This is a genomic window from Prevotella sp. P5-108, from assembly GCF_002251385.1.
Classification (GTDB): Bacteria; Bacteroidota; Bacteroidia; order Bacteroidales; family Bacteroidaceae; genus Prevotella.
In genome coordinates this window covers 1-14,476 of the sequence record NZ_NPJJ01000034.1, presented here as the reverse complement: position 1 = coordinate 14,476, position 14,476 = coordinate 1, and the positions used below count along the sequence as shown (strand labels likewise).

Here is a 14,476-nt window from a genome sequence, read left to right as displayed (position 1 = left end):
GCCATCACTTTTCCCCCGATTTCCTTGGCACGTGTGTACATTATTATATTTGCAATGTAAACATCTTAACCCCAGTCCATGCGCCGCCAGATTGTCATAATGCTGTTGGGGCTCATGACCACTCTGAGCCTCCCTGCTTTCGCCATTGCTGGAAGCAGAGAGGTCACTTCTAACTCTCAAATTCCATTTGGTTAATTCTCAAACCATTTCTTTTTGACTATAATCTATAGTTATAATTCGTTTTATCAACATATTCCGATCAATGCGACAGATATGAAAAAGCATAAAAAACAGAAGACAGAAATTAAAAGAGCAAACAATTTGCAAAAAAAAATAGAAAAACATAGAAAGAAGGTGCAAAAAATAAAAAAGGAGAGAAGAAAGAAAAAAATGAAAGATTTATTTTCCCTTTTTTTATTGTTGTTTATACTAATGCTGCATCCTTTAGTCACATATAATGTGACAAAGATACTCTGTTATTATTATGGCATGCCTGCAAAAGGCACCATTGCAGGAGACTATTATATGTATATTAGAAGAAGAAATCGTTTGGTGGGAAGATCTTATGAATTTAGTCATAATGGAAAATGTTATACAGGAGAAAAATATAGCCTAAAGGAACAAGTGGGTGATACTGTTGATATAGTATATATAAAATGTTGTCCGTACCTAAATGTCGCAATGGGAACATATAGCGACAAAGCACAAAAGAAAATTATTCAGAGAAACAAAGAACAAGATTTGATAAAATGATAATGCTCCCTGTTGGATATCTTTCTGGCGAAACCTCCACATACCACTATTACATCAAGGACTACTTAGGCAACAACCGCATAGTAGCCGACGCACACGGCAATGTGGAGGAGGTGAACCACTACTACCCCTACGGTGCCCTGATGGGCGACAGCCGCAACACCGGCCTGCAGCCCTACAAATACATAGGCAAAGAGCTCGACCGCACCCACGGCCCTGACTGGTACGACCACGGTGCCCGCCACTACGACCCCATTACAGGAAGATGGAACACCATGGACAAGCTCAGCGAGAAGTACTACGATGTGTCACCTTACGCTTCGTGTGGGGATGATCCCGTGAATACGTTTGACCCGGATGGGAAACAAGTTAGACCGCAAGGAAAAGAAGAAATCGCCATGATACTCTCCACTTTACAAGAAGAGTATAGAAACTTTGTCTCTATAGACGAGATTACCACAGGGGATACAGGACTTTGGGGAAAGACTTTATTTCCTGACAATGACGGCGTACAGAATTCCACATCAAACAATGTGGAAGTATATATAAACTTAGGTCTGTCTCCAAATGGTCGAGCCGAAGCATATAGCCACGAAGTAAACGGGCATGTTCTATTGTATTTTAGGAGCGGCTATAATCATAAAATGGCTTCACATTCATATATTAGAGCCATAGACACAAACACGACACTTCGCAACTTAATTATGAAGTCTAAAATAGAAACTATAAAGAATAATAGATAATGAGATTTATACGAGTATTGTTCATAGTATTGACTCTTCCAACGATGTCTTTTGGGCAGGAGAAAACTATACGGTATCGCATAGATTACCTTATGCGACAGGATGCCGTTACAAGTTTATATAAAATAGAGGTAGTAAACAAGAGCGATAATACTACCTACGTTACTTGGTATGATAACGATGAAGATTTTTTTAGATATGAAAAAGATGAGAAAAAAATTATTAGTCATCACCTTTTTAGACGTGTTGGCGATTTCAGTCTTGGACAATTAATGATAGACACATTTGACAAACCAATAGACTTGCGAAATACTTTCGATACAATGTTATCGACAAAAGAGATAGAGCCTCATGAGAGTTTTACCTATTATGTATTTTGTCGTGATGAGGTGATAGACGAGGTTATGAAACGTATTATAATAGTAGATAAACAAGCTGTAAAGGCATGTCTCGGATTTAACATATGGAAATCGTTGCTATACACTAAAAGTGAGTGTATATTGGCAGACGATATCATCCCGTTACGATAATCTTTATCTGTTCGCTTGAAGTATAGGGAGAAAATCATATATATTGCAACAACATTCTCTAAAACAGCATACCACAATGCGCACTGACGACTACAAACAATCGCCCTACATCCCAGCCGGGCCCGACGGTGAGTTCGGCATAGCCTGCGACAGCAGCCTGCTGGTGCACACGTGGCGCGAGTACGCCGGCAACAGGGTCTATGACAACGGCGTGCTCAGCCGTCTGCTCTTCGACGGGGGAAATGTGTCCTTCAGGGACTCAGTCCCCACATGCCACTATTACATCAGGGACTACTTAGATAAGCAAGAAGAAAAAATAGTAACGCTTCCAGAAGTTATAGTTGTTGCTCCTGCCTGTCCAAGAGACAAAGGAGAGCTTCTCATCCCTACTTTTAACACAAATATTAATTATGATGATTACAAAAAATAAATTCTGGGCGAGTTTCATCTTATGCCATTATGCTATCTGCATCATCTGCACTTATTCATGCTCTGACAATCAAAAACGATTTCAAGAAGAAAATGCAGATTGTAAAACAGAAACGTTGAAAATAAAGAAAAATATTCCTCTTGAGGATTTCTCCGTATTTATAGAGAAATTTCATAAGGATAAAGAATTTCAAAAGAAACGCCTTCAAGCCAAAGTTGAAGGTATCAATGGTGACTTGTATATGGAATATTTGGCAAACGGAGATGAATATGCTGACTCGATGATACAGACCTTTGTTTGGGATGAAAAAACTGATTTCGATCTATATTTAAGTCTGGCGGACTCTTGTTGTTATTCCCAGAATTTTAAGAAACGATATACAACACTAAAAGACTCGACCATGGAAGAATATATATATATTCCATATACTGGTTGCTTCTTTAAGAGTTATTTTAAGCGTATTAATGGGGTATGGAAGATGACAGAATTTAATTTTTCAAATTTATAGTACTCAAATAGCTCCCCCATTTTCTAAGTGAGGTCATTCATACTATCATAAGGATTATGAAGAAAGTTTTAATATACAACACAAGCAATATAACGGCCTACATCTGCTATGGCCGCCCTGCACTCATGGGCTCGGCCTACGCAGTGGGCAAGGGAGGGCTTCCACCCACTGCATACGCCTACAACGTGCGCTCCTGGGTCACGCACGTCAGCAGCCCGCTATTCAGCCAGAGTCTGTCCTACGGAGAGCACGCCGACGGGGGAATGCCACGCTACGGCGGTGCCATATCGGCCATGGACTGGCAGCGAGCAGTTATTCAAATAACACACCTAACGGCCTAATGACCATTTTACGGTAGGGGCTATGGCTCTCAGAGCGCCAAAACATCAAAATCGCGCCAAAGTGATATTCATTATTTATATAGATTTCGTATAAATTAACAGCGGGTATGTTTCACGCACCTCGGGCAGCCCCCGATGCGCTTGCCTTTATGGGCTTTGGGGCGCTGGAGGCACGATGTTTCACTACAGGAGCCAAGCTCACGGCGCCAGAGCGGAAAACGCGCTAAATATCAACCATTTACGCAACCACAATAGCCACCCCGGCAACAACCGCCGCCATTTCAGCGAAAATAGCTGATAATCTGATGGTTGCAGAAATGACAAAAACAGATAAGAAAAGATAAATTTGCATATCTCGTTTTTTTTTCCGAAATTTGCAGAACTGCAATTAGCAAGCGAGCATACAATGATAAGTCATCTACTTGCTGTGAATCTAATAGCGTGATGATGAATAATAGATAATTGCTAAACTTAGAGAGACTACAAGATTATTCCGCAGATGAAAGTGACTCCTGACGCCCGTTGGGAAGAGGTTCTTGCGCTGATAAGCGACAGTGTAACCCCCCAGCAATATGCTACGTGGTTCAAACCGTTGGTCTTCCTCCATTACAAGGAGGCAGAACGGACGGTTACTATCCAAGTGGCAAGTCGCTATGTCTGTGAATATCTCGAAGGCAATTATGTAGAACTTTTCCGCCATGTGCTGCGCCAGGTCTTTGGTGAGCATACGCAGTTGCAATACTTTGTGGCAAAGTCGCAGGACAATGAGATAGGCGAACCGCCGATGATGCAGTCGGAGATGCAGGCTGCCCCAGCCCGCCAGCCCCAACGCCAGCGCATGGTGCAGCCTCAGCGCGGCGAAGCGCAGGGGCCTCAGCGACTCGACCCAAGGCTCAACCCGCGGCAGACGTTCGACAACTACATCGAGGGAGCCAGCAACAAGCTGCCCCGGTCGGTAGGACAGTCGATAGCCGAGCACCCCAACAACAGCAAGTTCAACCCCATGTTTATCTACGGTCCCCCGGGCTGTGGAAAGACCCACCTCATCAACGCCATCGGCGTACACGTGTGCAACAAATATCCCGAGAAGCGAGTGCTCTATGTGAGCGCGCGACTCTTTGAGGTACAGTACACCAATGCCGTGATGCGCAAGACCATCAACGACTTCATCCTCTTCTACCAGACCATCGATGTGCTCATCGTCGACGACGTACAGGAGTGGGAGGGCAAGCCTGGCACCCAGAACACCTTCTTCCACATCTTCAACCACCTCTTCATGAACGGCCGACGCATCATCCTTGCCAGCGACCGCTCTCCAGTAGAACTCAAGGATATGAACGACCGTCTGCTCTCCCGATTCTCGTGCGGCCTGATAGCCGAACTGGAGAAGCCCAATGAAGAGCTGTGCGTGGACATCCTCAAGTCGAAAATCAGACGTGATGCGCTGAGCATCCCCGATGACGTTATCACCTATATCGCCCAGACAGCCAACGGCAGTGTGCGCGACCTGGAAGGCGTCATCAACTCGCTGCTCGCCTACAGCGTGGTCTACTCGTGCTCCATCAACATGCGGCTCGCCGAGCGCGTCATACAACGGGCTATCAAGACAAACAACTGTCCGCTCACCGTCGACGACATCCTCGAGAAGGTCTGCAACCACTTCGGAGTGACCCAGAGCGCCATCTACAGCAAGAGCCGCAAGCGCGACTACGTGGTGCCGCGACAGCTCACCATGTTCTTCACCGCCAAGTATACCAAGATGCCCGCCTCACGTATAGGCAAGCTCATCGGAGGCCGCGACCACTCCACCGTCATCCACAGTTGCTCGCAGATAGAGAAGCGCATCAAGGTCGACAAGGCCTTCGAAGACGAGGTGATAAGCATCGAGAACTCGTTCAAGTTGAAGAAATAGCCCGCATCGCCCTCCCGTGGCGACAGCACCCCACTACAGACATCCATTCACCCCATCCATATCGACGAAGAGGAAGCACCCGAGACAGCAGGTGCTTCCTCTTCTTGTTTCTACCACCCGCAGCACCACCGCCACCATCTTCGCCACCACCCTGACCACCTCCACATAGCTGGAGGGTATCTTCACCGAGCGGGAGATGACCTTTACCGCTCCCGGGATGACCTACGCCGCAGCGGAGATGACCTACACCATAAAAATAATTATCCGCAACGCCGGGTTATGGGCATTGCGGATAAGGGTTAATACTATGATGATGATTACTGTCAGCTGCGGTTTTCCGCAGCCTGACTCTCTGCAGCCTGTGTTACAGATGGATGCTCGCACCAGCCATGAGCCACAGTCCGGGCTGACGCACGCCGCCGAGGTCATAGTAGCGGTGAGCGGTCAGATTGTCGGCCTTCAGGTAGAGCTCATAACGGGGCTGGCGCCACAGCAGTTTGGCATCGACCTTGGCATAAGGATGATAGCCGTTCATGCGGTGCTGCCAGCGCATATCCCAACGGGCAGACAGGGCACGCCAGATGCGGTGGGAGAGCGAGGCTGTAAACTTGTCGCGCAGATATTCCAGCGCGTAGAGCGAGCGATAGATAGGCTCGTCAGTAGCATGGCGCTGGTGGATGCGGGCATAGCCGAGAGTGACTGCCGTGATAGGCGACGAGGCTACCCACTCCGTGGGATGGAGAGCCACCTCTACATTATAGCCCATATTGGTCAGACGGCCTATGTTCATCGCCTCGTACTTGGTGCTTTCGGCTGTGGCATACACCCAGTCTATCATGTCCTTGCCACGGCTGTAGAAGGCACTCGCGGTGGCCTCTACGCCCTGTGTACGGTAGCTCAAACCGGTCTTATAGGTATCGTTGCGCTCGGGTCTGAGCGTGCGGTCGCCCTGCTGCACACTGTTGGCGGTGTAGAGGTCGGTGTAGGTAGGCATACGAAGTGCCTTGTTCCACGATGCAAACAGTTTCCACGCGTCTGAAGGACGATAACTCAGGTCAATACCGGGATAGAAGCGCATACGGCTGTCAAGTCCGGTATTGCGGTTGGCCAACACGCCGGCAGAGAGGGTAAAACCACCCAGGATGACGTTGTGCTCGGCAAAGAAACTGGCATTGGTGCGGCTGCCCTTATGGTCGTACTTGCGGTCGCTGCCATGGATGTTCTCCCAGTCGCGCTCTGCCATCAGTTCGCCATAAGCCGTACTCAGAATATGTTCGTGTCGCAAGTCGGCACCCACAGCCGTCTTGCCCAGGAGCCAACTCATGTGGGCGTTGACCGAAGCTCCCATCACGTCGAGGTTGTGATAGTTCTCTCCGGCCTGAGCCCCGGTCTTGCCGTGGATAAGCTGGTAGTGGTCGATGAACTTGTTGTAATACACCGTGGGCTTGATTTCCAGGTCGCGATATACGTTCTTGATTGTCGCGCCCAACGATGTCACCAGATGAGTGGTCTTCTCCCATTGGTCATTGTACTTTGCCGAGTAGAAAGTGCTGGCTCCGTAGTCTTGCTGACTCACTCCGAGCTGGAAATCCAGGTCGGCATGGCGCGTACTCATACGGGCGTCGACAAAGACATGACCCTTGTCGAAGTCGCTGTTGGTCGTACCGCCGTCGGAGCGCATATAGCCCGCGCTGACATGCGTGTTGACCTTGCCGCCCAGCGTCACGCGGGCGTCGCCACCCACGGTGCCAAACGAACCGGCCTGCACATTCAGGTCGAGACCCTTGTCCTCGTTGCGGCGCGTCACGATGTTGATGGCACCGCTGAAGGCAGAGGTACCAAACACACGTGCAGCGGCACCCTCGAGAACCTCGATGCGCTCAATGTCGGAAAGAGAAACAGGGAAATCGGTGGCGTTGTGACCCGTCTGTGGGTTGGAAATGTTGACGCCATTCAGGAGAATGGTAATCTGGTCAAACGTACCGCCGTTGATTGAGATGTCCGTCTGTACACCAAAGCCACCGCGCTGACGGACATCCACGCCCGTGGCTAATTTCAACACATCGTTGACAGTCTCTACCGCCGCACGATGAATATCGTCGGCCGTGATGACCTTCACGATCTTGGCCGACTGCAAAGCGGTCAGCGGAGCCCGAGAGCCGGTCACTACCACCTCGTCGAGCTTCATCTCCTTGCGGCTCAGCGTGTCGGCAGCAGCCTCCACATGTGTGGTCAGCGTTCCAGCCTTGGCGTGGCTGAGGGTAGGCACCGTCAGCACTCCCACCAGTACCACGCGGCCCAGACAAGCAAAGAGCGCATAGCCCTTGTTTGAGAACCGCTTGAAACGCAGGGATGATTGTGAATTAAATATACTTTGTTTCATATCGGGTGCAAAGGTAGTGAAAACCGAGAGATACACAAAGCGATTTATTCGTTTTTTCTATAAAGATACTACCTACCTTCACGACGACAGGAGTGAAAACGACAACAACAGAAACAAGGACCAGCAGTTTTCTGTCACTTATCATCACCGGAAAGCAGCCATCCGCCACCGCCCTTTCCACCAACAGAAAACCCAAGATGACGCCTCGCTGCGGGGCAGTCATCTTGGGTTGCGTGCTATCTGTTACGCGGTCAGTCTACGCGTACATTATCTATAATATACATAGCCGGAGCTATGCGCTCATCACAACCGGGCAGCGGCGGACACTTCTCCTGGTTGGGGGTGTTGCGGTTGGGCAGGTCGCGATACTCGCCGGTGCGCAGACTCAGTCGCTCTGGGTGCTGGGCACTGTGCATAGCCAGCAACTTATGACCCTGCACCTCTACCCCACCATCGACGATGCGGATATTGAGGCTGAGCCATTCGCCCAGCTTATAGCTGCCCACAGCCTCGCCATTGGCCACCACCTTGCCACCATGCAGACTCACGCAGACGATGCGCACACCGTGGCGGTCGGTCACATCGACCTCAAAGGGATCATCGTTCTCGGCAGCCACCTGCACATCGAGACTGATATCGGTCTTGGGCTTAGCCTCAAACACACGAATGGCGCGGGCATAGTCGTAGCGGTCTGAGTCGGTGAGACAGAGCTGATGACGGTCGTTGACATAGACATCAGCCCAGCGCGGACGGTAGATATTCCAGTCGGTCACGGTGCCGTGGGGCTTGATGTTGTCAAAGTTGTCATTGACCGGACCCGTCCACTTGGTACGGATGGGGGTGGGCACACGAGCCACCCACACATCCTCTTTGTTCACCGTGTAGGCGAGCCACATGTCGTTGCCCGGGGGAGTAGCCTCGCCCTCGGTGATGCCACGCACGTAGCAGGGACCGAAGTCCTTGTTCTCGCCCATAAAGCGTCTGGGCGGCACCTCGCCATGCACCACACACATCGAGTCGTAGGTGATGCCGTCGTCGCTGCTGATGGCGATGAGCGGATAGCGATAGGGCTGGGTCTCTATAGGGTTGTAGCAGATGGCATAACGCCCGTCGGGCGTGCGCTGCCCCCACTGCTTGCCGCCAGCCATGATGAGCGACGGGATGCGCACGGGAGTGCTCCAGGTCTTGCCGTCGTCGGGAGAGAGGGCGGCATACGACCATTTCCACAGCGCCACGGTCTTTCCGTCCTTGCGGTGGTAGTAAGAGGTGGCCTGCACGCGGTTGATGGAGTCCTTGAGATTGTAGAACCCGTCAAGTCCGCGGTCTTCGTCTATCCACTGCAGCGTCTTGAGCTTGTCGCCGAGCAGCGCCTGGCAAGCCTCGCGGAAGCCCTTGTCCTTGCTCTTGGTGTAGAAGGGATAGGCGGTGTTGCTCTCATTCCACTGGGCGTGAGACGAGTAGCGGATGAAGTAGATGGGACCCATCGTGCCGTCGGCCTTGATTTCTCGCGCCACGCGCCCTATACCTCCCTCCTTGAAGGGGTTGTAGCTGTGACCGTAGAATGCCACCACGAGCAGCCGGCCGTTGGGAGCGGTGTAGAAACCCATGCGCTGGTGCATGATGTAACCATAGTAAGGCTTGGGGATGGTCACGCCCTGGGGAGCCTGATAAGGGGGAAAAGCCACAAAGGGCTTGCTCCAGTGGCGGCCGTCGTCAGAGGTGACGAGCAGGGTCTGGCCGGGCGGCTGCTGTTCGTCGACAGGGTTGGAGAGGTATTCCAGGTAGAACTTGCCGTGCCAGTAGGTGATGTTGGCAGCGTGGTTGTAAGTCCAGCCATAACCGTCGGCCTCGTCAGGATGGGTGCGGTTGGCACGCATCACCTGTACATTCTCAGCGCCGATGGCATAGGCCAGTCCGCCATCGTGCAGGCGGGGATTGCATATCTCTCCGCCGATATAACTCACCGGCTCGCGCTCAGAGCCGGTCTGCGCCGATGCCGTTGTGGTCATGAGCGCAAACAAAGGGATAAAAAATTGTCTCATCATAATCGTTGGTTTGATTTGATGAGACAAATTTACTAAATTTATGTGAGTCTACGGCCTTGCCGCAGCTTCTTTTTCAATGTCTATGATGCACTTTTAGCCATCTCGCGCTTCCATCTGAAGTAGCCTGCCACGGCTATGACGACATAGAGACCGTAGAGGCTCGCCTTGAAGGGTATGTCCTTGTAGAAGTAGAGCCCACAGGTGACCACATCGACCGCTATCCAGATGAGCCATTGCTCCAAATACTTGCGCGCGAGGGCCCAGATGCCCACGATGCTCAACGCTGTGGTGAAGCTGTCGGCCACGGGCACGCGAGAGTCGGTGTGGTAGGCCAGCAGATAGTAGATGACACCCCAGATAGTGAGCGTGAGCAGAGTCCAGGGCAGGATGAGCCGACGCTCGAAGTGGGTGATGGGCTTGTCGGACTTCTGCTTCGCCTCGCCGCGATGACCGCGCGTCCAGGTATAGAAACCGTAGCACGTCATGCAGATATAGTAGAACTCCATGCCGCAGTCGGCATAGAGTCCTTTTTCGTAGTAGAGCACCACGCCCAGCGCCTGCATCACAAAGCCCACGGGCCACAGCCATACCGAAGCCCGGTACTCGAACAGGATGTAGGCCAACCCCAGCAGGGTGGTCGTGATGTCAAGCCAGTGGTCGATGATGAATGTCTCCATCGCTGTCGTCGGTTAGAAGCGCAGTGTCACCGTACCCATCATCGTGAAGCCTGCCATAGGCATATAGCCCAGCTGGGTGTAGGGCTTGTCGGTGGTGTACATGCCATAGCCGATGGCGTTGTACACCCAACCGCCGGCAGCGTAGTGGCGGTTGAAGATGTTGTAGAGGTTCAGACCCAGAACGGCTTCCTTCACGCCTGCCACCTTCTTGAAGGTGTAGTTCATGTTGACATTGGTCTGCGAGTAGCAGGGGAGCGAACGCAGAGCGGTGGCGGTATTGTCGAGATACTGACGGCTTACGAAGTTGGTGTGCCATACAGCCTCGAAGGCCTTGTGGTGAACGTTGATGAAACCGTTAAGGATGGTAGATGGCGAGAATGCCAAGGTCGATTTGTCATAGTGCACCTTACCTGGCTTGGTCTCGTCATCCCAGTTCTCGTAGTACTGGTCAAAGTTCTTCAGACGGTTGGCAGAGAAGGCGGCGTTACCAGCCACGGTGAGCCATGACAGAGGGCTGTAGTCGGCGGTGAGCTCGACACCCATGCGGTAGCTCTTGTCGATGTTGGTGGTGAGGTTTTCACCGATATCGCTCTGGGCACCGGTCTGCACAAACTGGTCTTTGTAGTCCATATAGTAGAGGTTCACGCCGGCGTTCCAGTCATGGGCAGAGTAGCTGTAACCCAACTCGAAGTCGAGCAGATGCTCGGCATCGGGAGAGCCGTAGCTGCCGTTGTCGGTGAAGTTGTTGCGCTCGGGCTCACGGCTGGCATAGGCTACAGAGAAGTAAGCCTTGTGACCGTCCTGATGGAAGGTGATACCGGCCTTGGGGTTCACGAAGTTGTACTGCTCGTCGATGTTGAGCATCTGGTTCTTGTAGGTGCCGTCAGCCTGCTCGTAGAACTTGTCGTTCTTGCCATCGGTCTTGTAGCCTACGTGGCGGTACTGCACATCGCCAAAGATATCCCAAGCCTCATTGAGGTGCAGCGTAGCCTTGACGAAGGCTGAATAGTCGTTCTTGCGTGCATCCGAGTCGTAATACTGGTAGTCGCCGTTGGCACGGAACTGGGCGTTGGCACCCTCGTTGGCAATATAGGTGAGGTAGCCGAAGTGGCCGCCACGGAACTGCTGCAGGTTGACACCGCCGAGCACATCCCAGCTGTCGTCCTTGTAGTTGGCATTGTACACCAGACCATAGGTGTGCTGGGTGAGGCCCTTCTTGCGGATAAAGTCAGAGCGCTTCACAAAATTGCCCTCGTTGTCATAGTAGGTGAGACCAAACTTCTTGAACTTGTTGTTGGGACGGAACTCGGCATAGTAGCCATAACCATAGGTATAGTGCAGGGCTACGTTGTGGCTCCAGTGGGCTGAAGGCTGGAAGACAGCCGACAGGATGTTGTGGTTCTGATAGAAGTTGTCGGTGGTCTTGTCCCAGTACTTGCCGTTGTTGAGCTTGTAGCGGTAGGTCTGGTAGTTGCCGTTGGCATCCTTGGGGAAAGTATAGTTATCGTCGTCGAAGACCAACCCCTCGTAGAGCGAGTTGTAACGGCCCAAGCCCTTCTTGTAGAGGTCTTTGTAGGTATACATGCCGTCGGCTATGAGAGTGGCGTCGTCGTTACCGCCGGTAATACCGCTCCAGGCCTGGCCGGTCTTCTCAAAGTTGCCCACATTCTTGTAGCTGAGGGTAAACTTGTCGCCATAGTAGGTCACGGCACCCAGGTACGAACCCTGGCGGCCGGCTGTGCCATGCAGAAATCCGTCGGTGCTGCTCTCATGATAGGCGCCGTTGAAGACCACGTGGTCCCAGAGCAGGCCCGAAGAGAAGTTGAAGCCTACATTGTAGCTGTTGTAGGTGCCGAAACCGCCGTTGACCTCGAGTTGGGGCTTCAGACTGGGAGCGGCAGTGGCGAGCGAGATGGTACCACCGAAGGCACCGTCGCCGTTGGTAGAGGTACCGATACCGCGCTGGATCTGGGCTGAGCCCATGAGAGCGGCATAAGAGTTCATGTTGGCCCAGAAGACACACTGGTCCTCGGGAGAGTTGAGGGCTACACCGTCGAGAGTCACGTTGATACGGCTGTCGGCAGCGCCACGGATGCGGATGTGGCTGGTACCGATGCCTGTACCGTTCTCACTCCAAGCCACTACGCCGGGAGTGTTGGCGAAGAGGAAGGGCAGCTCTCTGCCGGTCTTGCCAAAGCTCTGGAGCTCTGACTTCTTGAAGTTAGCTACTGCGAAGGGTGCGTTCTGCTGAGCGCGCACACCTTTGACTACCACCTCCTGCAGATTGATCATCTTCAGAGAGTCGGCAGTCTGCGCAATGGCGCCGGCTGTGCACAAGCATACGGCCACCATGCAAACAATCTTTTTCATTTTCATTCTGTTTTATAAAAACACATCAAGGGGACGTCTTCCCTGCGTCGGCATTACCCGTTTCAGGTTCAGTGGGTATAATCTCAGCCTGGACAAGAGCCCAAGCACCCCTTAGAATACGCCTTGTATTCCGAGTGCAAAGTTAGTAAAAGACGCAGACGTGGCAAAATATTTTCATAGAAATCACTCCCTCAAGGGCTTTAATCAGGGATAGAAGCACGATGACAGCCCCGACAAAGTCCATAGAAATCACGACGTAAGAGCTGCATAGCCCCACCACTACCCTACTCTCCGCAGAACCGTCGGCAGCCTCATCAAGCCTCGCCGCCATCATCTCTGCGATAAAATCAAGGCGTGAAAGGAGTAATGCGTGGTTTGCAACCGACAGTTCGTGGCGTGCAACCACCAGTTCAAACCACGCATCCAGCTTTATCGCCCCTTGCAGCAGCTTGTGCGTCATCGCCAGAACAGCCCGCGCCATCGAGGCATAGAAAAAGGCAATTGGCAGACCTCATGCAGCGGTCTGCCAATTGCCTATATATAATAAGGTGTCGTCTGTGGTGGCTGTGCCCGAGGCGCAGCGGGGCTCTACTTGTCCTTCTTGCCGAAGAGCGAGAAGTGGACGTAGCGCTTGGGATGCTCGCGCAGATTGTTGAGCAGCGTGTCGGCGCTCACGAGCGTCTTGTTGAGGTTCAGATAGAGCTGGCGGTCGTTGAGCAGCAGTCCGAGGGTGCCCTCGTTGCTGTTGAGCTTGGCGGTAAACTGCTCCATATTGGCTACGGTCTGGTCGACCTTGGCCATGGTGCCAGCCACATCCACTGCAGCCAGATTGCCGGTGAGTCGCTCGGTATTGTCGAGCACTCCGTTGGCCTTGGCCATCATGCCGGGCACGTTGCGGTTAAGGGTACCCAGCAGGGTGTTGAGCTCGCGGGTCGAGGTGTTGAGGTTGGCGGTGATGCCTTCGACATTGTGCAGCGAGTTGGCCACGGCGGGATCGGCGAGCAGCGTATTGAGACTCGCCATGATAGAGTCGAGCTTGGGCAGCATCTGTCCGATGGTGGGGGCGAGCTCTGCCACGGTGTCCATCAGGCCTCCGTTGACTCTGCCGGTGATGGTGTCGCCGGGCTGAACGGTGGCGGTCGCGTCGTGACCGAGCAGGAGATTGACCTTGAGGTTGCCCATCATGTCGCTCTCTATCTCGGCGGTGGTGCCGGCAGGGATGACGAGCTGGCGGTCGGTGCCGAAGCCCACGATGACGCTGCCGCCATGGGCATAGTCGAAATCGATGGTCTTGACTGTACCCACCTTGTAGCCGTTGACAAAGATGGGATTGGAGGCGGTAAGTCCGCTGATGTTGTCAAACTTGGCAAAGTATACGTTGTCGTTGGAGAAGAGGCTCTTGCCCTTCAGAAAATTCATGCCGAAAAAGAGCAGAACGATGCTCACGATGGCTGCTAATGCTATCCTTACTTCTTTGGTGAAAAAACTCATTGCCGTTGTTGTATTAATTAGGATTTTACTTGTTACTCTTAAATTCGCGGATGGCCTGACCCACATTCATCTTCTGGCCGCCCTTGAAAGCCACGATAAAGGCTTCGGGGAAGCGGTCGAGGATGGACTTGCGCAGACGGGAAATCTCGTTGTAGTCGGTCGAGGCACCATAGGTGTACTTGTACCATTCTCCCTCCTGATAGCAGTCCACTGGGGCAAGGCCCTTGAAGTGCTTGTCGCCCGCCTTGACAAAGGCTGAGCTGGAGAGTATCTGCACCTTGAAGACGGGGCGG

General features: G+C 52.3%; 14 protein-coding genes, 1 pseudogene and 1 riboswitch. Of the genes and pseudogenes, 7 read left to right on the top strand and 8 right to left on the bottom strand.

Annotated features, from left to right (window positions below; genetic code table 11):
- Positions 1-273 precede the first annotated feature (273 nt).
- From CIK95_RS06810 to dnaA, 7 genes are all read left to right on the top strand, one after another.
- On the top strand, positions 274-753 hold the full coding sequence (locus tag CIK95_RS06810; RefSeq protein WP_094466605.1) for a hypothetical protein: 480 nt from the start codon (positions 274-276) through the stop codon (positions 751-753).
- Positions 754-755: 2 nt separating this feature from the next.
- Complete coding sequence (locus CIK95_RS06805; RefSeq protein ID WP_254046435.1) at positions 756-1,496, top strand: RHS repeat domain-containing protein; 741 nt, start codon at positions 756-758, stop codon at positions 1,494-1,496.
- The gene (locus CIK95_RS06800; protein WP_144007766.1) at positions 1,496-2,026 is read left to right on the top strand and encodes a hypothetical protein; all 531 of its coding nucleotides are present in this window, start codon (positions 1,496-1,498) and stop codon (positions 2,024-2,026) included. The genes CIK95_RS06805 and CIK95_RS06800 overlap by 1 nt, the downstream gene beginning before the upstream one ends.
- 76 nt (positions 2,027-2,102) lie before the next feature.
- Complete coding sequence (locus CIK95_RS06795; protein ID WP_094466602.1) at positions 2,103-2,456, top strand: hypothetical protein; 354 nt, start codon at positions 2,103-2,105, stop codon at positions 2,454-2,456.
- Positions 2,437-2,964, top strand: a complete 528-nt coding sequence (locus CIK95_RS06790) for a hypothetical protein (protein WP_094466601.1) — start codon at positions 2,437-2,439, stop codon at positions 2,962-2,964. The genes CIK95_RS06795 and CIK95_RS06790 overlap by 20 nt, the downstream gene beginning before the upstream one ends.
- A gap of 56 nt (positions 2,965-3,020) precedes the next feature.
- A complete protein-coding gene (locus tag CIK95_RS12840) occupies positions 3,021-3,305 on the top strand; it encodes a hypothetical protein (protein ID WP_144007765.1) in 285 nt (94 codons plus the stop codon).
- 499 nt (positions 3,306-3,804) lie between these two features.
- Positions 3,805-5,217, top strand: coding sequence for a chromosomal replication initiator protein DnaA (gene dnaA, locus CIK95_RS06785; RefSeq protein ID WP_094466600.1), 1,413 nt, complete (start codon positions 3,805-3,807; stop codon positions 5,215-5,217).
- 33 nt (positions 5,218-5,250) lie between these two features.
- Here dnaA and CIK95_RS13165 read toward each other — a convergent pair whose 3' ends face one another.
- The 8 genes and pseudogenes from CIK95_RS13165 to CIK95_RS13160 all read right to left on the bottom strand — a co-directional run.
- A complete protein-coding gene (locus tag CIK95_RS13165; RefSeq protein ID WP_158215107.1) occupies positions 5,251-5,403 on the bottom strand; it encodes a hypothetical protein in 153 nt (50 codons plus the stop codon).
- Between the two features lie 178 nt (positions 5,404-5,581).
- Entirely contained in the window at positions 5,582-7,600 is a 2,019-nt protein-coding gene (locus tag CIK95_RS06780) for a TonB-dependent receptor (RefSeq protein ID WP_094466599.1), read from the bottom strand.
- 251 nt (positions 7,601-7,851) lie between these two features.
- On the bottom strand, positions 7,852-9,645 hold the full coding sequence (locus tag CIK95_RS06775) for a hypothetical protein (protein ID WP_094466598.1): 1,794 nt from the start codon (positions 9,643-9,645) through the stop codon (positions 7,852-7,854).
- 80 nt (positions 9,646-9,725) lie between these two features.
- Positions 9,726-10,322, bottom strand: coding sequence for a nicotinamide riboside transporter PnuC (pnuC, locus tag CIK95_RS06770; RefSeq protein ID WP_094385439.1), 597 nt, complete (start codon positions 10,320-10,322; stop codon positions 9,726-9,728).
- A 12-nt stretch (positions 10,323-10,334) separates the two neighbouring features.
- Complete coding sequence (locus CIK95_RS06765; RefSeq protein WP_094466597.1) at positions 10,335-12,692, bottom strand: TonB-dependent receptor; 2,358 nt, start codon at positions 12,690-12,692, stop codon at positions 10,335-10,337.
- Between the two features lie 23 nt (positions 12,693-12,715).
- Positions 12,716-12,814, bottom strand: a riboswitch (TPP riboswitch).
- A gap of 20 nt (positions 12,815-12,834) precedes the next feature.
- Positions 12,835-13,152: a hypothetical protein gene (locus CIK95_RS06760; RefSeq protein ID WP_144007764.1), complete on the bottom strand. Its 318-nt coding sequence runs from the start codon at positions 13,150-13,152 to the stop codon at positions 12,835-12,837.
- 128 nt (positions 13,153-13,280) lie between these two features.
- Positions 13,281-14,183, bottom strand: a complete 903-nt coding sequence (locus tag CIK95_RS06755) for an MlaD family protein (protein ID WP_022309779.1) — start codon at positions 14,181-14,183, stop codon at positions 13,281-13,283.
- A gap of 25 nt (positions 14,184-14,208) precedes the next feature.
- A pseudogene (locus CIK95_RS13160) lies at positions 14,209-14,476 on the bottom strand (N-acetylmuramoyl-L-alanine amidase); the annotation flags it as partial.

Coding starts and splice junctions, on each gene's coding strand:
- CIK95_RS06810 (WP_094466605.1), top strand. CDS start 274: ATGAAAAAGCATAAAAAACAGAAGACAGAAATTAAAAGAGCAAACAAT.
- CIK95_RS06805 (WP_254046435.1), top strand. CDS start 756: ATGCTCCCTGTTGGATATCTTTCTGGCGAAACCTCCACATACCACTAT.
- CIK95_RS06800 (WP_144007766.1), top strand. CDS start 1,496: ATGAGATTTATACGAGTATTGTTCATAGTATTGACTCTTCCAACGATG.
- CIK95_RS06795 (WP_094466602.1), top strand. CDS start 2,103: ATGCGCACTGACGACTACAAACAATCGCCCTACATCCCAGCCGGGCCC.
- CIK95_RS06790 (WP_094466601.1), top strand. CDS start 2,437: ATGATGATTACAAAAAATAAATTCTGGGCGAGTTTCATCTTATGCCAT.
- CIK95_RS12840 (WP_144007765.1), top strand. CDS start 3,021: ATGAAGAAAGTTTTAATATACAACACAAGCAATATAACGGCCTACATC.
- dnaA (WP_094466600.1), top strand. CDS start 3,805: ATGAAAGTGACTCCTGACGCCCGTTGGGAAGAGGTTCTTGCGCTGATA.
- CIK95_RS06780 (WP_094466599.1), bottom strand. CDS start 7,600: ATGAAACAAAGTATATTTAATTCACAATCATCCCTGCGTTTCAAGCGG.
- CIK95_RS06775 (WP_094466598.1), bottom strand. CDS start 9,645: ATGATGAGACAATTTTTTATCCCTTTGTTTGCGCTCATGACCACAACG.
- pnuC (WP_094385439.1), bottom strand. CDS start 10,322: ATGGAGACATTCATCATCGACCACTGGCTTGACATCACGACCACCCTG.
- CIK95_RS06765 (WP_094466597.1), bottom strand. CDS start 12,692: ATGAAAAAGATTGTTTGCATGGTGGCCGTATGCTTGTGCACAGCCGGC.
- CIK95_RS06760 (WP_144007764.1), bottom strand. CDS start 13,152: ATGACGCACAAGCTGCTGCAAGGGGCGATAAAGCTGGATGCGTGGTTT.
- CIK95_RS06755 (WP_022309779.1), bottom strand. CDS start 14,183: ATGAGTTTTTTCACCAAAGAAGTAAGGATAGCATTAGCAGCCATCGTG.